We start from the raw sequence: 16,849 nt of genomic DNA on the forward strand, positions 1-16,849 counted from the left end.
CTGACGGCACAGGGGGACCTTCCGCCCGATCATCGAGCGCAGGGTCCCCCTGTGCCGTTCCCGCGCGGCCGGGGCGGTGCTCGGGCGGCCACCTACCATGGAGGGGTGAGCCAGCCGTCCCCGTCCGCGACCGCCGCCGACCCCGCCCTGCCCGCCGTCCCCGACATCGCCGACGACTGCAACGACTCCGCGACCCTGGCCGCGGACGCCGGTCGTCCGGCCTGGGACGGGTCGAAGCGGGTCCTGCTCGCGGCGCCGCGCGGGTACTGCGCCGGGGTCGACCGGGCGGTCATCGCGGTGGAGAAGGCGCTGGAGCTCTACGGCTCGCCCGTCTACGTGCGCAAGGAGATCGTGCACAACAAGCACGTCGTCCGGACGCTGGAGAACCGCGGGGCGATCTTCGTGCAGGAGGCCGACCAGGTCCCCGAGGGCGCCCACGTCGTGTTCTCCGCCCACGGCGTCAGCCCGGCGGTCCGCGAGCAGGCCGCCGCCCGCAACCTGCAGGCCATCGACGCGACGTGCCCTCTGGTGACCAAGGTGCACAAGGAAGCCGTCCGCTTCGCCAAGCAGGACGCCGAGATCCTTCTCATCGGCCACACCGGCCACGAGGAGGTCGAGGGCACCGCCGGGGAGGCGCCCGACCACATCACGATCATCGACAGCCCCGAGATCGCCGACACCGTGCAGGTGAAGGACCCCGACAACCTGGTCTGGTTGTCGCAGACCACGTTGAGCGTCGACGAGACCATGGAGACGGTCCGCCGGTTGCGGCAGCGGTTCCCCAACCTGCAGGACCCGCCGAGCGACGACATCTGCTACGCCACCCAGAACCGTCAGGTCGCGGTGAAGAAGATCGCCCCCGAGGCCGACCTGGTCGTCGTCGTGGGTTCCGCCAACTCCTCGAACTCCGTGCGGCTGGTCGAGGTCGCCCTCGACGCCGGCGCCCGCAGCTCCTACCGCGTCGACAACGCCGACGAGATCGACGAGACCTGGCTCGACGGCGTCACCACGGTCGGGGTCACCTCCGGCGCCTCGGTGCCCGAGATCCTCGTCGAGGAGGTCGTGGAGTGGTTGGCCGCGCGCGGGTACGGCTCGGTCGAGACCGTCACCACCGCGCAGGAGGACCTCGTGTTCTCCCTGCCGACCGACCTGCGGCGCGACCTCAAGCGGAAGTCCCTGCCGGTCACGCCCGTCTGATCCGGGGGAGGTCCTCCACCCCCTCCGCCGCCCGCGCGTCGTCCAGCAGTTCCGGTGCGGTCAACGGCCGCACGGTGTCCTGCAACGGGAGCTGACGCTCCAGCTCGCTGTCGGCGAGGTCCAGGTCGCGGATGCGCCGGGCGGACACCAGCACCCGGCGTTCCAGGGTCCCGACGAACCGGTTGTAGTCCTCGACCGCGCGGGTCAGGGTCCGCCCGAGCGAGGCGGTGTGACCGCCGAGGGTCCCCAGCCGGTCGTAGAGCTCGCGCCCCACGTCGAACAGTTCGCGCGCGTGGGTGGACACCGCGTCCTGCTGCCAGGTGAGCGCGACCGTGCGCAGCAGGGCGAGCAGGGTCGTCGGGGTGGCCAGCACCACCCGGCGCGACATCGCGTGCTCCAGCAGGGTCGGGTCGGCCTCGCAGGCCGCGGCCAGGAACGCCTCCCCGGGCACGAAGCAGACGACGACGTCGGGGGAGTCCGGGACCGCGCTCGGGTACTCCTTGGCCGCCAGCGAGTCCACGTGCCCGCGCACCGCCTTGGCGTGGGCCAGCAGCTCGGCCCGGCGGGCGTCCACCCCCTCGGCGTCCCCGGCCCGCAGGAACGCCGCCAGCGGGGCCTTGGCGTCGACCACGAGCTGGCGCTCCCCCGGCAGGTGGACCACGAGGTCGGGGCGGACCGTGCGCCCCGAGGCCGTCGTCAGCGTCGACTGCTCGCTGAAGTCGACGCGGGCGAGCATCCCGGCGTGCTCGACCACGCGCCGCAGCTGCACCTCGCCCCACGAGCCGCGCGAGCTGGACGCCCGCAGCGCCCCGGCCAGCGTCGCCGTCTCGGTGCGCAGCGCCTCGGTGCCGCGCGAGACGGCGGTGAGCTGCTCGGTGAGCGCCGCGTACTGCGCGACCCGGTCCCGTTCCAGCGTCGCGACCTGACGCTCCATCCGGCCCAGGGAGTCCGCGACGGGGTCCAGCGTCGCGGCCAGCTCCCGGGCGGTGTCCGTGCGGGTCTCCAGCTCCGCGACCCGGTTCCGCAGCACGTCCCGTTCGCCGGCCAACCACCGGCGCGCGAGCAGCACCCCGAGCGCCACCCCGATCAGCAGCATGGTGAGGGCCAGCAGGAGGGCGGTGCCGAGGTCCATGGTCGGCACTCTGGCACCCGCCTCCGACACGGGCGCGTCCCTCCGTTCGCGGAGATCCCGCGAAGATGCCTGCCCGCGTGATCACAGCGTGCTACAACGCAGCGTGATCGAGAGCCCGGTCAGAACCGCCCCCGCTGCGTCGACGACCTCGGCGCCCCGTCCGGGCGCCCGTCCGGACGGTCGCTGACGGCCCCGGACGGTGCCCGCGCTCGACGTCACGCTCGCCCTCGCCGGGACGACCGGTCTGGCCTTCGTCTCCGCCGCCGTCCCCGTCGTGAACGCCGAGGCGCTCACGCTGGCCGGTGCCGCCGCGACCCCGGGGGGCGTGCACCCCGCCCTCGTCGTCCTGGCCGTCACCCTCGGGCAGACGCTCGGCAAGGTCGCCCTCTTCCTCGTCGCCCGCAGCGGCTCGGTCGTGTGGGCGCGGCGGCTGCGCCTCGACCGGCACCGCCACCCCGTGCAGCGCCGCCCGCGGCACTGGCCACCGGTCGTCGCGCGTCCCGTCCGGTTCGTGAAGGACTGGACGGTCCGGGCTCTCGACTCCCCGGTCGCGACGGCTCCGCTGGTCCTGGTGAGCGCGGTCTTCGGGATCCCGCCGCTGCTGGTCGTCACCGTGGCCCTGGGGGTGCGCGGACGGGGACTGCGGGTCTTCGTCCCCTGCTGCTTCGCCGGGCGACTCGTGCGGTTCGGGCTGCTGGCGGCCTCGGTCACGGCCGTCTTCTGAGCGGGCGGCGCACCGCGAAGACGACCGCTCCCACCGCGAGGACCGCGGCCCCGCCCAGCAGGGAGGGGACCGGCACGGCGACCGCCAGCGCGAGGCACCCCAGCAACCCCAGCGCCGGGACCACGCGGTCCCGGACGGCGGCGGACAACGTCCAGGCGCTCGCGTTGGCGACGGCGTAGTAGACGAGCACCGCGAACGAGGAGAAGCCGATCACCGCGCGGACGTCGGCGACCGCGGCCACGACGGCGACCACCGCCCCCACGACCAGCTCGGCCCGGTGCGGAACCCCGTGCCGGGGGTGCACGGCGGCGAGCGCGGAGGGCAGGTGCCGGTCGCGGGCCAGGGCCAGCACGGTCCGGGAGATCCCCAGGATCACCGCCAGCAACGAGCCGAGCGCCGCCACCGCCGCCAATCCCCGCACCGCGGGGACGAGGGCCTCGTACCCCGCCGCGCGCACCGCGGCCTCCACGGGCGCGCTCGCCCCGGCGAGGTCGTCCCCCAGGATCGAGAGCAGGGTCAGCGCGACCGCCAGGTAGACCAGGACCGTCACGAGCAGGGCCACCGAGACGGCGCGGGGGATCGTCCGGGCCGGGTCGCGGACCTCCTCGCCCAGCGTCGTGATCCGTGCGTACCCCGCGAAGGCGAAGAACAGCAGCGCAGCCCCCTGCAGCAGCCCACCCGCCGACCAGTCCCCGCCGGCCCCGTCCGCGAAGCGGTCCGGGCCGGGAGAGAGAAGGCCCAGCAGCACGAACCCGCCCAGCCCGAGCAGCACCACGGTCACCAGGACCCGGGTCAGCCGCGCCGACTTCTGCACCCCCAGGTAGCTGACGGTGGTCAGGGCGAGCACCGCGACCACCGCCACGACGGGGGCCTGCTCCGGCCACGCGTACAGCCCGACCGTCAGGGCCATCGCCGCGGCGGAAGCGGTCTTGCCGACCACGAACCCCCACCCGGCCAGGTACCCCCAGAACGGGCCCAACCGTTCCCGGCCGTAGACGTAGGTCCCGCCCGAGGCGGGGTAGCGGGCCGCGAGCCGCGCCGAGGACGTGCCGTTGCACCATGCGACGCCGGCGGCGACCAGCAGGGCCGGGAGCAGGGCGGGCCCGGCGGCGCTCGCGGCGGGGCCGAAGGACACGAAGATCCCGGCCCCGATCATCGAGCCGAGGCCGAGGACGACCGCGTCGAGCAGGCCGAGGCGACGGGTCAGCGGGGCGCTCATCCGGTGCCGGTCTCCTTGCACGCCGGGGGCGGGCGGTCCGCGCGGACCGTGATCGGCGCCCACGCTACCCAGGGGCGGGTAGGCTCCACGTCCCGTGGCACTCACCATCGGCATCGTCGGTCTCCCCAACGTCGGAAAGTCGACGCTGTTCAACGCGTTGACCAAGAACGACGCCCTCGCGGCGAACTACCCCTTCGCCACGATCGAGCCCAACGTGGGCATCGTCCCTCTCCCGGACCCGCGGCTGCAGCAGCTCGCCGACGTCTTCAACAGCGAGAAGCTCGTGCCCGCCACCGTGTCGTTCGTGGACATCGCCGGGATCGTCAAGGGCGCCAGCGAGGGAGAGGGCCTGGGCAACAAGTTCCTCGCCAACATCCGCGAGGCCGACGCGATCTGCCAGGTGACCCGCGCGTTCGCCGACCCCGACGTCGTGCACGTCGCCGGGACGGTGGACCCCTCCGACGACATCAGCACCGTCCACACCGAGCTGGTGCTGGCCGACCTGCAGACCCTGGAGCGGGCCATCCCGCGCCTGGAGAAGGAGGTCAAGGGCAAGAAGGCCGACCCGGCCGTCCTCACCGCCGCCCAGGCCGCCGCCACCGTCCTCGACTCCGGCCGTCCGCTGTCGGCCGCGACCGCCAAGGACGGCGTCGACGTCGCCCAGCTCCGCGAGCTGGGGCTGCTCACCACCAAGCCGTTCCTCTACGTGTTCAACGTGGACGAGACCGTGCTGGGTGACGAGGCCCGCAAGGACGAGCTCCGCGCGATCGTCGCCCCCGCCGAGGCCGTGTTCCTCGACGCCAAGCTCGAGTCCGAGCTCGTCGAGCTCGACGCCGAGGAGGCCGCCGAGCTCCTGGCCAGCGTCGGGCAGACCGAGTCCGGCCTCGACCAGCTCGCCCGCGTCGGCTTCGCCACCCTCGGCCTGCAGACCTACCTGACCGCCGGCCCGAAGGAGTCCCGCGCCTGGACGATCCGCCAGGGCTGGACCGCCCCCCAGGCCGCCGGGGTCATCCACACCGACTTCCAGCGCGGCTTCATCAAGGCCGAGGTCGTCGGGTTCGAGGATCTGATCGCCGCCGGGACGATGGCCGACGCCAAGGCGGCCGGCAAGGTCCGGATCGAGGGCAAGGAGTACGTCATGGCCGACGGGGACGTGGTGGAGTTCCGCTTCAACGTCTGACTTCAGCAGCACCCGTCGCCGCAGGTGCCGGCGGATTCGTCGGCCCGCCCGACCAGCGTCGCCACCCCCGGAGGGCAGCAGCCGTCGCCCCGCCAGGCCGCGACCCCTTCCTTCACCGCCACGGCCGCGATCACCAGGCCGGCGACGGGGTCCGCCCACGTCCACTGCAGCAGCGAGTTCGCCAGCAGGCCGAGCAGCAGCACCGCGGACAGGTACGTGCACAGCAAGGTCTGCTTCGAGTCCGCGACCGCGGAGGCGGATCCGAGGCGTCGCCCGGCCCGTCGTTGGGCCAGGGACAGGAACGGCATGATCAGCAGCGACAGGGTCGCGAGGACGATCCCCACGGTGGAGGGTCGCGCCTCGTGCCCCCCGGCCAGGGCGAGGACCGAGTCCACCGTCACGTACAGGGCGAGGACGAAGAACGACACGGCGGTGACGCGCAGGGCGCGGCGCTCCCGCGCCTGACGACGGTCGTGGTCGGCGGCGGAGAACTGCCAGGCCACCGCTGCGGCCGACGTCACCTCGATGACGGAGTCCAGCCCGAAGGCGATCAGCGCCCCCGAGGAGGCGACCGACCCGGCGGCGAGGGCCACGACCGCCTCGACGACGTTGTAGGCGATGGTGGCGGCGACCAGGAGCCGGATGCGCCGGACGAGCAGCGTGCGGTCGGACTCCGCCGTGACCAGCGGCAGCGGGGCGACCATCAGCAGCACCCCTCGGACGGTGCCTGGGCGCAGGCACCCCGGTCGGCCTCCACCGCCAGGACGACGCGGCGCAGGTCGTCCAGGGCGTGGGCGAGGCGGTGGTCGGCGAGCTCGTACCGCAGGCGGCGACCGTCGGGGGTCGCCACCACGAGACCGCAGCCCCGGAGGCAGGCGAGGTGGTTGGACAACCGCGACCGCGAGACCGACAGCGCCTCGGCCAGGTCGGCCGGGTAACCGGGACCGTCGAGCAGCGCCAGCAGCAGTCGGCAGCGCACCGGGTCCACCAGGGCCTTGCCGAGACGACCCAGGATCTCGACGTCGGTGGCGGTGGAGAGCATGGCCGCGACGATACACGATTCGCTGAACTCACGAAGGGCTGAATCGTCGGAACCGAGGCCCGGCGCCCACCTCGGGATGGTCGGTCGCGGGTCGTGACAGGGTTCTGCCGTGATCGACCAGCGCCTCGCCCAGCCCGTGTCCGCGGGCGTGGTCTCCGCCCTCGTGGGGTTCACCAGCTCGTTCGTCATCCTGCTCAGCGGGTTCGCGGCGGTGGGGGCCGACCCCGGCCAGGCCTCCTCGGGGTTGCTGGCCGCCGCGGTGACGATGGGCCTCGGCTCGATCGTGCTCTCCCGCTGGACCCGCACCCCGATCACGACGGCGTGGTCGACCCCCGGTGCGGCGCTGCTGGTGACGACCGGGACGGTCGACGGCGGATGGCCCGCGGCGGTGGGGGCGTTCCTGGTCACCGGAATGCTCATCCTGTTCACCGGGATCCTGCCGCAGCTCGGTGAGCTGATCGCCCGGATCCCGACCGCCGTGGCCCAGGCGATGCTCGCGGGTGTCCTGCTGAAACTCTGCCTCGGTCCGGTGACCGGGCTCACCGAATCTCCCCTCGCGGTGGCCCCGGTGATCCTCGTCTGGCTGCTGGGCGTGCGGTTCGCGCCGCGCTGGGCGGTCCCGCTGGCCTTCCTGGCCGCGGCCGTCGTCATCGGGGTCCACGTCCTGATCGGGGGAGTTACCACGGGTTCCGTGTCGCTGGTCCCGCACGTGGAGTTCACCGCCCCGGTGTTCACCCTCGCCGGCATCACGGGGATCGCGCTGCCCCTGTTCCTCGTCACCATGGCCGCGCAGAACGTTCCCGGGGTGGCCGTGATGAAAGGCCTCGGGTACGAGGTCCCGTGGCGGCGTTCGATGGTGGTCACCGGCGTCGGCACCCTGGTGGGCGCCCCCGCCGGGAGTCATGCGATCAACCTCGCCGCCATCAGCGCGGCGCTCGCGGCTGGCCCGGAGGCCGGGCCCGACCGGTGCCGCCGGTGGATCGCCGCCCAGACCTCCGGGATCGTGCTCGTCCTGCTCGGGGTCGCGTCGTCCGCGTTCGGGGCGTTGGTGGCGCTCGCCCCCACCGGGGTCGTCGCCGCGGTGGCGGGGCTCGCGCTGCTGGGCACGCTCGCGGCGTCCCTGCAGGCCGCGCTGCACGAACCGGCGGACCGGTTGCCCGCGATCGCCGCGTTCGTGACCGCCGCCTCCGGGGTGGCGATCGCCGGGGTGAGCGCGGCGTTCTGGGCGCTCGCGGTCGGGCTGGTGGTGCGGTGGGTGCTGCGGACGGGGCGGGCCTGACGGCACCGGGGTCCGGTCAGGATGCGGGGAAGAATCGGCCCCGGGCCCACAGCGCGACGTAGACCAGGCCGACCAGGACCGGCACCTCGATCAGCGGTCCGACCACCCCGGCCAGTGCCTGCCCGGAACTCACCCCGAACGTCCCGATGGCGACCGCGATTGCGAGTTCGAAGTTGTTGCCGGCGGCGGTGAAGCTCAGCGTCGCGGTCCGGGGGTAACCGAGACCGAGGGCCCGCCCCAGGGCGAACGACCCGGCGAACATGACGAGGAAGTAGGCCAGCAGCGGCAGGGCGATCCGGGCGACGTCGCCCGGCCGGGACGTGACCGCCTCGCCCTGCAGGGCGAACAGGACGACGATGGTGAAGAGCAGCCCGTAGAGGGCGAACGGTCCGATGCGGGGGAGGAACTCCGACTCGTACCAGACCCGCCCCCGGCGACGTTCCCCGACCACGCGGGTCAGGTATCCCGCTGCGAGGGGGATGCCCAGGAACACGAGCACCGAGACGAGGATCGCCCCGACGGAGAAATCGGCGCTCGTGGTGGGCAGCCCCAACCACCCGGGCAGCACCTGCAGGTAGAACCAGCCGAGGGCCGCGAACGCGACGATCTGGAACACGGAGTTCAGGGCCACGAGGACGGCGGCGGCCTCCCGGTCACCGCACGACAGGTCGTTCCAGATCAGCACCATGGCGATGCACCGCGCCAGACCGACGATGACCAGCCCCGTGCGGTACTCGGGCTGGTCGGGCAGGAGCAGCCAGGCGAGGGAGAACATGACCGCCGGGCCGACGACCCAGTTGAGGACGAGCGAGCTCACCAGGAGGCGGCGGTCACCGGTGACCCGGCCCGTCTCGGAATAGCGGACCTTCGCGAGGACCGGGTACATCATCAGCAGCAGGCCGAGCGCGACCGGCAGGCTCACCGAACCGATCTCGACCGCCGCGAGGGCTTCGTCGAGCCCGGGGACGCCCCGACCGAGCAGAAGACCCACGCCCATCGCCGCGACGATCCACACCGGGAGGAGTCGGTCCAGCCGGGACAACCCGTCGAGGACGGGGACGGCGTTCGAGGAGGGTTCGGTGCGGGCGACCACGGCGACGACCCTGCTTGACGGATCGACGCGTGTCAATATCGACAGACGTCGATGCGTACGGCACCATCGGGGTCATGCCCTCCGCCCGCCCCGCCCCGTCGACCGAGGACCGGTGCAGCGCGACGCTCGTCGGAGAACCCCTGACGGCCGGAACCGCGACCGACCTCGCCCGGACCTTCAAGGCTCTGGCCGACCCGGCCCGGCTGCGGCTGCTCTCGCTGGTCGCCGCCCACGAGGGCGGGGAGGCGTGCGTGTGCGATCTGGTGGAACCCCTGGGCCTGAGCCAGCCGACCGTGTCGCACCACCTGCGGGTGCTCGTCGAGGCGGGGCTGCTGCGCCGGGAGAAGCGCGGGGTGTGGGCCTACTTCGCCCTGGCCCCGGAGACCCTGGCCGACGTGTCCGCCATCCTCGACCCCCGTTCCGCCCTCGTCCCCGGGAGCCGTCCGTGACCCGCCCCAGCGTCCTGTTCGTCTGCGTGAAGAACGGCGGCAAGAGCCAGATGGCGGCGGGACTGATGCGGCACGCCGCCGGTCCCGCGGTCGAGGTCCGCTCCGCCGGCACCCGGCCCGGAACGGCCCTGAACGCGCAGTCGGTCGCGAGCCTGGCCGAGATCGGCGTCGACATCGCCGGCGAACGACCCACCCTGCTGACCGACGAGCTGGTCCGCACCGCCGACCTCGTCGTGGTCCTCGGGGACGAGGCCCGGGTCGAACCGGCCGGGGGGACACCGGTCGAGGTCTGGGACGTGGACGAACCGTCGCGGCGGGGGATCGAGGGGGCCGAACGCATGCGGCTGGTGCGCGACGACATCGCCCGGCGGGTGGAGGAGCTGCGGGTACGGCTCGCCGGACTTGGAACCGACTCATCGCGCTAGGAATCCTCGCTCCTGCGTTCCTCTCCGTCGGGCTACCGCCGTCGGGCAAGGTGGGTGCAGGAGGTGCCCGTCATGACCCTGACCGGCGGAGCGGTGCGGACGACGGACAGCCGTCGGCCGGTTCGAGAAGCGGTGCTGACCACGGCCGGTCTTCTGTGGTTGGCGGCCTACGCCACGACGGTGCTGCGCCCCGACCTCGGCGCGGGGCCCAGGGGCGTCTGCGAGGCGGTCGGGATCCTCGTCTGGGTCGCCTTCGGGGTGGACTTCGGTTGGCGCTGGTTCCGTTCCGGGCGCCGCCGGGCGTTCATCCGGGCGAACCAGGTGGATCTGGCTCTCCTGGTCCTTCCCGCCCTGCGTCCGCTGCGGATGCTGCGCCTGCTGACCCTGCTGCACGTTCTCAACCGCTCCGGGGGGTCGTCGCTGCGGGGCCGGGTCGGCGTCTACGTGGCCACGGCGACGATCCTCGTCGGTTTCTGCGCCGCTCTGGGCGTTCTCGATGCCGAGCGCGGGGCCCCGGGGGCCCTCATCACCACCTTCCCCGACGCCTGCTGGTGGGTCACGACCACGATCACCACGGTGGGGTACGGGGACCTGTACCCCGTGACGGGAACGGGCCGGCTCGTGGCCGTCGCGCTGATGCTGGCCGGGATCGCGCTGCTGGGCACGGTCACGGCTTCCCTGGCGTCGTGGTTCATCGAACGGGTCGGTGCTGAGCAGGAGGGTTCGGCGGCGGCGACGCGGGCCGACGACGCGGCACTGACCCGGGAGGTCCGGGAACTTCGCGCCGAACTCCGACGCCGGGAGAACTGAGAGGGCCGACGTCGGCCACGAGCACCAAGCGGGACGCGGTCGGAGTGGAGGTGGCGGCCGGAGCACCGGTGCTCGTCCGGTTGTGGTCGACGGGACAGCTCGACTGGCACGACGGATCCGATGCCCGGGACGCCTGGGCGCAGCGCCGGGGAGCGGTGGTGTCGCCCGGTGCGAAGGTGCCGCGGGGCGAGGTGGCGTGGACGGCGGGGGTCTGGACGGACGGGGACGCGGTCGTCGTCCTGCTCGACGGGCACTGCTGATCGTCTCGGTCGGACCGGGGGTGGGCATACTCCGGTCATGGAGAACCGTGTGGTCACGGCCGAGCTCGTCGTCCCCGCCGCCGCGGACGTGGTGTTCGAGGCGATCGCCGACCCGGCCCGCCAGCCGGAGTGGGACGGCAACGACAACCTGGCCATCTCCCCACCGGGGCAACGGGTCCATGCGGTCGGGGACGTCTTCGAGACGATCCTCACCAAGGGCGGCGTCCGGGAGAACCACGTGGTCGAGTTCGTCGAGGGTCAGGTCATCGCCTGGCGGCCGGCCGAACCCGGTTCACCGCCGCCGGGGCACCTGTGGCGCTGGGAGCTGGAACCCCTCGACGCGTTCACGACCCGGGTCCGGCACACCTACGACTGGACCGACCTCACCGACGAGGCCCGGCTCCCGCGGGCCCGGGCGACCACCGAGGACCGGCTGCGCGCGTCGTTGGACCGGTTGGCGACATTGGTCACGGCGAGCTGACCTCAGGCCGGTTCCAGGGGGCGGCGGGGGAGCGGGCTGGAGTAGACGACGCTCGTCGTGATGCTCCCCAGGGTCGCGAGCCGGCCGGTCAGGCGTTCGAGGTCGCGCATCGAGCGGGCCAGCACCTTCAGCACGAAGCAGTCGTCGCCGGTGACGTGGTGGGCCTCGACGATCTCCGGGGTGCTCGCCAGCAGGTCGTGTAAGGGGCGGTAGTTCCCGGTCGGGTAGGCCAGTCGGACGAGGGCGGTGATCGGGTAACCGAGCGCCTCCGGGTCGAGGGTGGCCGTGAAACCGGTGAGGATTCCCGCATCCGTGAGGCGGCGGACCCGGTCGGCGGTGGCGCTGGCCGACAGGGAGACGGTGCGGGCCAGGTCGGCCACCGGCATCCGACCGTCACGCTGCAGCAGCTCCAGGATGCGCCGATCGGTCGGATCCAGCTCGGGCCGGGAATTCGACGCCATGCCGGCGACGATACCGGGGATCACCCGGTCGAGAGCCCCGTTCGCCGTCGAAGCGGCCTTCCACGTGGTCGGGGTAACGTCGTTGGATCGCAGCATGACGATCCCGTCCGCGGCCGAGTTCTTCGCCGCCAAGCTGACCTACGAGACCGACCCCGCCGACCTGGCCGCGGCGCGGGCCGCGGGCACCGCCCCGTTGCTCCTCGACGTCCGCTCGGCGGCCGCCTGGCGGCAGGGGCGCATCCCCGGCGCCGTCCACCTCCCGGGGGACCGGCTCGCCGACGGGATCACGGCCGTGGCCCCCGACCCCGCCACCGCGATCGTCGTCTACTGCTGGGGTCCGGGGTGCAACGGCTCGACCCGGGCGGCGCTGGCGCTGACCCGCCTCGGGTACAGCGCGGTGCGCGAGCTGATCGGCGGGTACGAGTACTGGGTCCGGGAGGGGCTCGCCGTGGTCGACGACCGGGGGCGGTCGCGGCGGCCCGTCGATCCGCTGGTCGGCCCGGTGCCGGGGGCGACTGTGGTTACCTGAGCGGATGCACCCACGCCCGGCGGCGGAGACCATCCGTCGAGGCTCCAACCTGCCGCGCGTCGGGGACTACAACCAGGTCGTGGTGCTCGAGGCGATCCGGCGCCACCCCGAGGGGTTGAGCCGCGTCGAGCTGGCCGAGCTGACCGGGCTCTCGGCCCAGGCGATGTCCAACATCTGCCGTCGACTGCTCACGGAGGGCCTGGTCGAGGAGGCCGGGAAGCAGGGGGGCGGCCCCGGGAAGCCGCGGACGCTGCTGCGGCTCGCCTCCACGGGGCGCTACGCCGTCGGGGTGCACCTGGACCCGGCCCTCGTCACCGTGGTCGTGCTCGACCTGGTGGGCAACGTCGTCGCGCGCCACGACCTCCCGTTGCGCCGGCGCCGCTCGGCCGACGCCGTGCTGGCCGAGGTCGCGCGCGAGGTCGAGACGCTCGTCGCCACCTCCGGGGTGGACCGCGAGCGCATCGTCGGGCTGGGGGTCGCCGCTCCCGGCCCGGTCGACGCCGCCACCGGTTCGCTCGTCCACCCCCCCAACCTGCCCGGGTGGGAACGGGTCCGGGTCCGCGACGTGCTGGCCGCGGCGACCGGCCTGCCCGTCGTCCTGGACAAGGACGTCATCGCCGCGGCGGTCGCGGAACTCTGGTCCGGCGGGGTGGGCGGTACCGGCAGCGCCGTGTTCGTCTACCTGGGGACCGGTATCGGCGCCGGCCTGGTCCTGCGCGGCGAGGTGTTCCGGGGGGCGTCGGGCAACGCGGGCAGCATCGGCGACCTGATCTCGGGAACGGACGGGCTGCGGCTGGGCGAGGTGTGCGCGCCCGCCGCGGTGGTGGCCGAGGCGGAACGGCGCGGACTGGGTTCATGGGGCGGCGATCCGACGGCGCTGCAAGCGGTCGCGGCCCTCTCCGAGGGGGGGTCCGCCCCGGCCCGGGAGTTGTTGGAGGACCAGGCTCGGCACGTGGCCAAGAGCGTGGTCGACCTCGTCGACCTGCTCGACGTGGAACAGGTGGTGTTCGGGGGCCCCCTGTGGTCGCGGCTCTCGCCGACGTTCCTCGCGGTGGTCCCCCCGGTCGTGCGCCGGGAGGCGGTGGCCGCCGGGATCCACGCCGTCCAGGTGCGGGGGACCCGGGTCGGGGTGGACGTCGCCGCCGTGGGGGCGGCCTGCCTGGTCCTGGAGGACGCGTTCGGCCCGCGGGCCGCGACCCTGCTCGTGGGGCACTGACCCCGCCGCTCCCCGTCGGCCGGAGCGGATCAGCTGCGGGACCGCCCCGATCGGATCACGGTTCGATGACGCCTCTTGACAACTATTAGTCCACTTGATGTAGAAACCTGTCTGAACGAGTCACTGCGGACTCGCCACATCCTTGAGAGGACCAGCCATGCAGAGCAGGCGCACCTTCGCGGCCCTCGCGGTCTCCGCCGTCACCGCCTCCCTCGTGCTGACGAGCTGCGGTTCGTCGTCCGGCGACGCCGACGACGCGAACACCATCACCGTCGCCTACCAGAAGACGGCCCAGTTCACCCAGCTCGACGCCGTGCTGCAGAAGGCCAAGGGCGAGTACGAGGCCGCGAACCAGGGCAAGACCGTCGAGCTGGTGCCGATCGAGGCCGAGCAGGACCAGTACTTCACCAAGCTCGCGCTGATGAACAAGTCGAAGTCCACCGCGCCCGACGTCATCTACGAGGACTCCTTCCAGGTCCGCTCCGACGCGGCCGCCGGGTTCCTCGCCCCGATCGACGAGCAGCTGAAGGGCTGGAGCGACTGGTCGCAGTTCGACGACGTGGCCAAGCAGGCCGGCATCGGCGACGACGGCAGCACCTACGGCGTCTCGATGGGCACCGACACCCGCGCGATCTACTACAACAAGAAGATCTTCGCCCAGGCCGGCCTGCCGACCGAGTGGACCCCCAAGACCTGGGACGACGTCCTGGCCGCCGCCCGCACCATCAAGGAGAAGGTGCCCGGGGTCACCCCGCTGAACGTCTACGCGGGCAAGGCCAACGGTGAGGGCACGTCCATGCAGGGCTTCGAGATGCTGATGTACGGCACCGACGACACCCTCTACGACACCGACACCAAGAAGTGGGTCAGCGGGTCCAAGGGCTTCGTCGACTCCCTCGACTTCTACAAGTCGGTCTACGGCGAGGGTCTCGGCCCCTCGCTCGACGTGGCCCTCGACGCCAACGTCGGCAGCCGCATCTCCACCGAGCTGATCCCCGAGGGCAAGCTCGCCATGTCGATCGAGGGTTCCTGGCTCCCCGGCCAGTGGATCTCCGGCGACAACGCGTGGGCCGACTGGGAGGACACCATGGGCTTCGCCCCCATGCCCACCCAGGAGGGCCAGGCCCCCGGTTCGACCTCGATGTCGGGTGGTTGGCTCCTCTCGGTCGGGGCCAACGCCCCCGACAAGCAGGCCGCCTTCGACTTCATCGCCACCGCGCTCAACCGCGAGAACGCCCTGAAGTACGACACCGAGAACTCCCAGATCGCCGTCCGCAAGGACGTCGCGACCGACCCGGAGTACCTGGACTACAACCCGTCCTTCGAGTTCTTCTCCTCGCTCGTCCCGGTCACCCACTTCCGCCCCGCCACCCCGGACTACTCGCAGATCTCGGGGAACATCCAGGTCGCGGCCGAGTCCGTCGCCACGGGCAGCGCGACGCCGGAGGAGGCCGCCAAGACCTACGACGAGGGTCTCGTCAGCATCGTCGGCGAGGACAACGTCCAGTCCGGCAACTGATCCGCGACCGCGTCGTCAAGGAACCCCGCTCATGACCACCGTCACCATCGAGCGCCGGGGGACCTCCCTCGGCCGGACCGTCGGCCGTCTGCTGCCGATCGGTCCGGCCGTGGTCCTCATGGCCGTCTTCCTCGCCGGGCCGATCGGCTACGCGCTCTACGGCTCGCTGACCAACGCGGCCCTCACCGGTTACCGGGCCGTGAACCCCGACTTCGTCGGGCTCGACAACTACACCGAGCTGCTCGGCAGTGGTGACTTCTGGAAGTCGGCCTGGCTCACCCTGCTGTTCGTCATCGCCTCGGCGGTGGTCGGGCAGAACGTGCTCGGGATGGTCATGGCCCTCCTGCTGCGCACCGGGCCCAAGGTCGTCGGGTCGGTCGTCTCGGCGCTCGTGGTGGCGGCGTGGGTCCTGCCGGAGATCGTCGCGGCGTTCGCGCTGTACGCGTTCTTCTCCACCGACGGCACCCTGAACGAGATCCTCGGGCGGGTCGGGCTGGGGTCCACGACCTGGCTGCTGACCTTCCCGATGATGGCGGTCATCCTGGCCAACGTCTGGCGGGGTACGGCGTTCTCGATGATGGTCTACAACGCCGCCCTCTCCGAGGTCCCCCCGGAGGTGCAGGAGGCCGCTCAGATCGACGGTGCCGGCGGTCTGAAGCGGTTCTTCTTCATCACCCTGCCCATGGTCCGGCGCTCCATCTCCACCAACATGATGCTGACGACGCTGCAGACCCTCGGGGTCTTCACCCTCATCTGGGTGATGACCGGGGGCGGGCCGGGGACGGACAGCTCCACGCTGCCCGTGCTCGCCTTCCAGCAGGCGTTCAAGTTCGCCCAGATCGGCTACGGCACCGCCATCGCGACGGTGACCCTGCTGATCGGTGCGATCTTCGCCGTCGTCTACATCCGCGTGCTGAAACCCGAGGTGGACTGATGTCCCAGGCCGCAACCACCGCCACCGTCGCGGTGGCCCACCCGTCGCTGAGCATGTCGGCCCCCCAGAAGCGGGGCGCCGCCGTCGCCTCGGGGGCCGCCCTGGTCGTCGTCGGACTCGCGTTCCTCGACCCGCTGGCCTGGATCCTGCTGGCCTCGATCGACCCCGCGGCACGGGTCTCGGTGGGGCTCCCGACCGCTCCGACCCTGGACAACTTCAGCGCCGTCCTCACCCCGGAGCTGACGTTCCGCCCCCTGGCGAACTCGTTGGTGCTCTCCGGGGGCAGCGCGGTCCTGACCGTGGTCGTCGCCACCCTGGCCGCGTACCCGTTGTCGCGCTACAAGATGCGCTTCAACCGGTCGTTCCTCTACGTGATCCTGTTCGGCAGCTGCCTGCCGATCACCGCGGTCATGGTCCCCGTCTACACGCTCTTCGTGGCGCTGGACACCCTGGACTCGATCCCGGCGACGATCGCGTTCCTGGCCGCGACCTCGCTGCCGATGGCCGTCTGGATGATGAAGAACTTCGTCGACAGCGTGCCGATCTCGCTGGAGGAGGCGGCCTGGATGGACGGCGCCTCCTCGATGCGGACCCTGTGGAGCGTCGTGGTGCCGCTCATGCGGCCCGGTCTCGCCGTCGTCTTCATCTTCGTCTTCACCCAGGCCTGGGGGAACTTCTTCGTCCCCTTCGTCCTGCTGCTCGACCCGGCGAAGCAACCGGCCGCGGTCACCATCTACACGTTCTTCGGGACGCAGGGCGCGGTGGCCTACGGGCAGCTCGCCGCGTTCTCCGTCCTGTACTCCGTCCCCGTCCTCGCGCTCTACCTCCTGGTGCAGCGCTTCGCGGGTGGTTCGTCGGCCCTGGCCGGCTCCGTCAAGGGTTGAGAGGAAACACCCGTC

Annotated in this window: 20 protein-coding genes; 14 read left to right on the forward strand and 6 right to left on the reverse strand. The window is 72.4% G+C overall.

Annotated elements, in window-relative coordinates; translation table 11 throughout:
- Nucleotides 1–195: 195 nt before the first annotated feature.
- On the forward strand, nt 196–1,197 hold the full coding sequence (locus ACFFKU_RS18085; protein ID WP_380140294.1) for a 4-hydroxy-3-methylbut-2-enyl diphosphate reductase: 1,002 nt from the start codon (nt 196–198) through the stop codon (nt 1,195–1,197).
- Here the strand turns inward: ACFFKU_RS18085 and ACFFKU_RS18090 are convergent.
- A complete protein-coding gene (locus ACFFKU_RS18090) occupies nt 1,184–2,329 on the reverse strand; it encodes a DNA recombination protein RmuC (RefSeq protein WP_380140195.1) in 1,146 nt (381 codons plus the stop codon). The genes ACFFKU_RS18085 and ACFFKU_RS18090 overlap by 14 nt on opposite strands.
- A 199-nt stretch (nt 2,330–2,528) precedes the next feature.
- Here ACFFKU_RS18090 and ACFFKU_RS18095 point away from each other — a divergent pair, with 199 nt between their 5' ends.
- Nucleotides 2,529–3,053 (forward strand): hypothetical protein, encoded by a 525-nt coding sequence (locus ACFFKU_RS18095; protein WP_380140197.1) that lies wholly within the window; start codon nt 2,529–2,531, stop codon nt 3,051–3,053.
- Here ACFFKU_RS18095 and ACFFKU_RS18100 read toward each other — a convergent pair.
- Nucleotides 3,037–4,272 (reverse strand): APC family permease, encoded by a 1,236-nt coding sequence (locus ACFFKU_RS18100; protein WP_380140199.1) that lies wholly within the window; start codon nt 4,270–4,272, stop codon nt 3,037–3,039. The genes ACFFKU_RS18095 and ACFFKU_RS18100 overlap by 17 nt on opposite strands.
- A gap of 94 nt (nt 4,273–4,366) precedes the next feature.
- On the opposite strand from ACFFKU_RS18100, the gene ychF reads away from it, so the two are divergent.
- On the forward strand, nt 4,367–5,452 hold the full coding sequence (gene ychF, locus ACFFKU_RS18105; protein WP_380140201.1) for a redox-regulated ATPase YchF: 1,086 nt from the start codon (nt 4,367–4,369) through the stop codon (nt 5,450–5,452).
- 2 nt (nt 5,453–5,454) lie between these two features.
- Here the strand turns inward: ychF and ACFFKU_RS18110 are convergent, their stop codons facing one another.
- Together ACFFKU_RS18110 and ACFFKU_RS18115 are read right to left on the reverse strand one after the other, a co-directional pair.
- On the reverse strand, nt 5,455–6,156 hold the full coding sequence (locus tag ACFFKU_RS18110; protein ID WP_380140295.1) for a cation efflux transmembrane domain-containing protein: 702 nt from the start codon (nt 6,154–6,156) through the stop codon (nt 5,455–5,457).
- A complete protein-coding gene (locus ACFFKU_RS18115; RefSeq protein WP_380140203.1) occupies nt 6,156–6,494 on the reverse strand; it encodes an ArsR/SmtB family transcription factor in 339 nt (112 codons plus the stop codon). Before ACFFKU_RS18115 ends, ACFFKU_RS18110 begins: the two co-directional genes overlap by 1 nt.
- Nucleotides 6,495–6,603: 109 nt before the next feature.
- On the opposite strand from ACFFKU_RS18115, the gene ACFFKU_RS18120 reads away from it, so the two are divergent.
- The gene (locus ACFFKU_RS18120) at nt 6,604–7,773 is read left to right on the forward strand and encodes a benzoate/H(+) symporter BenE family transporter (protein WP_380140204.1); all 1,170 of its coding nucleotides are present in this window, start codon (nt 6,604–6,606) and stop codon (nt 7,771–7,773) included.
- Between the two features lie 16 nt (nt 7,774–7,789).
- Here the strand turns inward: ACFFKU_RS18120 and arsB are convergent, their stop codons facing one another.
- On the reverse strand, nt 7,790–8,770 hold the full coding sequence (gene arsB, locus ACFFKU_RS18125; RefSeq protein ID WP_380140296.1) for an ACR3 family arsenite efflux transporter: 981 nt from the start codon (nt 8,768–8,770) through the stop codon (nt 7,790–7,792).
- Between the two features lie 170 nt (nt 8,771–8,940).
- On the opposite strand from arsB, the gene ACFFKU_RS18130 reads away from it, so the two are divergent.
- The 5 genes from ACFFKU_RS18130 (at nt 8,941) to ACFFKU_RS18150 (ending at nt 11,291) form a co-directional block, all read left to right on the forward strand.
- Nucleotides 8,941–9,315, forward strand: coding sequence for an ArsR/SmtB family transcription factor (locus ACFFKU_RS18130; protein ID WP_380140206.1), 375 nt, complete (start codon nt 8,941–8,943; stop codon nt 9,313–9,315).
- Nucleotides 9,312–9,740, forward strand: a complete 429-nt coding sequence (locus tag ACFFKU_RS18135; RefSeq protein WP_380140208.1) for an arsenate-mycothiol transferase ArsC — start codon at nt 9,312–9,314, stop codon at nt 9,738–9,740. Before ACFFKU_RS18130 ends, ACFFKU_RS18135 begins: the two co-directional genes overlap by 4 nt.
- A 72-nt stretch (nt 9,741–9,812) precedes the next feature.
- Nucleotides 9,813–10,550: a potassium channel family protein gene (locus tag ACFFKU_RS18140; protein ID WP_380140210.1), complete on the forward strand. Its 738-nt coding sequence runs from the start codon at nt 9,813–9,815 to the stop codon at nt 10,548–10,550.
- A gap of 50 nt (nt 10,551–10,600) precedes the next feature.
- Nucleotides 10,601–10,810, forward strand: a complete 210-nt coding sequence (locus ACFFKU_RS18145) for a hypothetical protein (RefSeq protein ID WP_380140212.1) — start codon at nt 10,601–10,603, stop codon at nt 10,808–10,810.
- Nucleotides 10,811–10,847: 37 nt separating this feature from the next.
- Nucleotides 10,848–11,291: an SRPBCC family protein gene (locus ACFFKU_RS18150; RefSeq protein ID WP_380140214.1), complete on the forward strand. Its 444-nt coding sequence runs from the start codon at nt 10,848–10,850 to the stop codon at nt 11,289–11,291.
- A 2-nt stretch (nt 11,292–11,293) separates the two neighbouring features.
- Here the strand turns inward: ACFFKU_RS18150 and ACFFKU_RS18155 are convergent, their stop codons facing one another.
- A complete protein-coding gene (locus ACFFKU_RS18155; protein WP_380140216.1) occupies nt 11,294–11,752 on the reverse strand; it encodes an Lrp/AsnC family transcriptional regulator in 459 nt (152 codons plus the stop codon).
- A gap of 94 nt (nt 11,753–11,846) precedes the next feature.
- Here ACFFKU_RS18155 and ACFFKU_RS18160 point away from each other — a divergent pair, with 94 nt between their 5' ends.
- The 5 genes from ACFFKU_RS18160 to ACFFKU_RS18180 all read left to right on the forward strand — a co-directional run bounded on the left by ACFFKU_RS18160 (nt 11,847) and on the right by ACFFKU_RS18180 (nt 16,834).
- The gene (locus tag ACFFKU_RS18160; RefSeq protein WP_380140218.1) at nt 11,847–12,281 is read left to right on the forward strand and encodes a rhodanese-like domain-containing protein; all 435 of its coding nucleotides are present in this window, start codon (nt 11,847–11,849) and stop codon (nt 12,279–12,281) included.
- 4 nt (nt 12,282–12,285) lie between these two features.
- Complete coding sequence (locus tag ACFFKU_RS18165; RefSeq protein WP_380140220.1) at nt 12,286–13,497, forward strand: ROK family transcriptional regulator; 1,212 nt, start codon at nt 12,286–12,288, stop codon at nt 13,495–13,497.
- A gap of 157 nt (nt 13,498–13,654) precedes the next feature.
- Entirely contained in the window at nt 13,655–15,016 is a 1,362-nt protein-coding gene (locus tag ACFFKU_RS18170; RefSeq protein WP_380140222.1) for an extracellular solute-binding protein, read from the forward strand.
- A gap of 31 nt (nt 15,017–15,047) precedes the next feature.
- Nucleotides 15,048–15,950: a carbohydrate ABC transporter permease gene (locus ACFFKU_RS18175; protein ID WP_380140224.1), complete on the forward strand. Its 903-nt coding sequence runs from the start codon at nt 15,048–15,050 to the stop codon at nt 15,948–15,950.
- A 53-nt stretch (nt 15,951–16,003) separates the two neighbouring features.
- Nucleotides 16,004–16,834 carry a carbohydrate ABC transporter permease gene (locus ACFFKU_RS18180; protein WP_380140297.1) on the forward strand — a complete coding sequence of 277 codons (831 nt, stop codon included), beginning with the start codon at nt 16,004–16,006 and terminating at the stop codon, nt 16,832–16,834.
- Nucleotides 16,835–16,849: the final 15 nt, after the last annotated feature.

The organism is Kineococcus gynurae, from assembly GCF_042433995.1.
Taxonomy (GTDB): domain Bacteria; phylum Actinomycetota; class Actinomycetes; order Actinomycetales; family Kineococcaceae; genus Kineococcus; species Kineococcus gynurae.

What these genes read in the sequence shown, in the direction of transcription:
- ACFFKU_RS18100 (WP_380140199.1), bottom strand. Translation starts at nt 4,272, where the DNA reads ATGAGCGCCCCGCTGACCCGTCGCCTCGGCCTGCTCGACGCGGTCGTC.
- ACFFKU_RS18155 (WP_380140216.1), bottom strand. Translation starts at nt 11,752, where the DNA reads ATGGCGTCGAATTCCCGGCCCGAGCTGGATCCGACCGATCGGCGCATC.
- ACFFKU_RS18160 (WP_380140218.1), top strand. Translation starts at nt 11,847, where the DNA reads ATGACGATCCCGTCCGCGGCCGAGTTCTTCGCCGCCAAGCTGACCTAC.
- ACFFKU_RS18175 (WP_380140224.1), top strand. Translation starts at nt 15,048, where the DNA reads ATGACCACCGTCACCATCGAGCGCCGGGGGACCTCCCTCGGCCGGACC.
- ACFFKU_RS18090 (WP_380140195.1), bottom strand. Translation starts at nt 2,329, where the DNA reads ATGGACCTCGGCACCGCCCTCCTGCTGGCCCTCACCATGCTGCTGATC.
- ACFFKU_RS18130 (WP_380140206.1), top strand. Translation starts at nt 8,941, where the DNA reads ATGCCCTCCGCCCGCCCCGCCCCGTCGACCGAGGACCGGTGCAGCGCG.
- ACFFKU_RS18165 (WP_380140220.1), top strand. Translation starts at nt 12,286, where the DNA reads ATGCACCCACGCCCGGCGGCGGAGACCATCCGTCGAGGCTCCAACCTG.
- ACFFKU_RS18115 (WP_380140203.1), bottom strand. Translation starts at nt 6,494, where the DNA reads ATGCTCTCCACCGCCACCGACGTCGAGATCCTGGGTCGTCTCGGCAAG.
- ACFFKU_RS18180 (WP_380140297.1), top strand. Translation starts at nt 16,004, where the DNA reads ATGTCGGCCCCCCAGAAGCGGGGCGCCGCCGTCGCCTCGGGGGCCGCC.
- ACFFKU_RS18140 (WP_380140210.1), top strand. Translation starts at nt 9,813, where the DNA reads ATGACCCTGACCGGCGGAGCGGTGCGGACGACGGACAGCCGTCGGCCG.
- ACFFKU_RS18170 (WP_380140222.1), top strand. Translation starts at nt 13,655, where the DNA reads ATGCAGAGCAGGCGCACCTTCGCGGCCCTCGCGGTCTCCGCCGTCACC.
- arsB (WP_380140296.1), bottom strand. Translation starts at nt 8,770, where the DNA reads ATGGGCGTGGGTCTTCTGCTCGGTCGGGGCGTCCCCGGGCTCGACGAA.
- ACFFKU_RS18110 (WP_380140295.1), bottom strand. Translation starts at nt 6,156, where the DNA reads ATGGTCGCCCCGCTGCCGCTGGTCACGGCGGAGTCCGACCGCACGCTG.
- ACFFKU_RS18150 (WP_380140214.1), top strand. Translation starts at nt 10,848, where the DNA reads ATGGAGAACCGTGTGGTCACGGCCGAGCTCGTCGTCCCCGCCGCCGCG.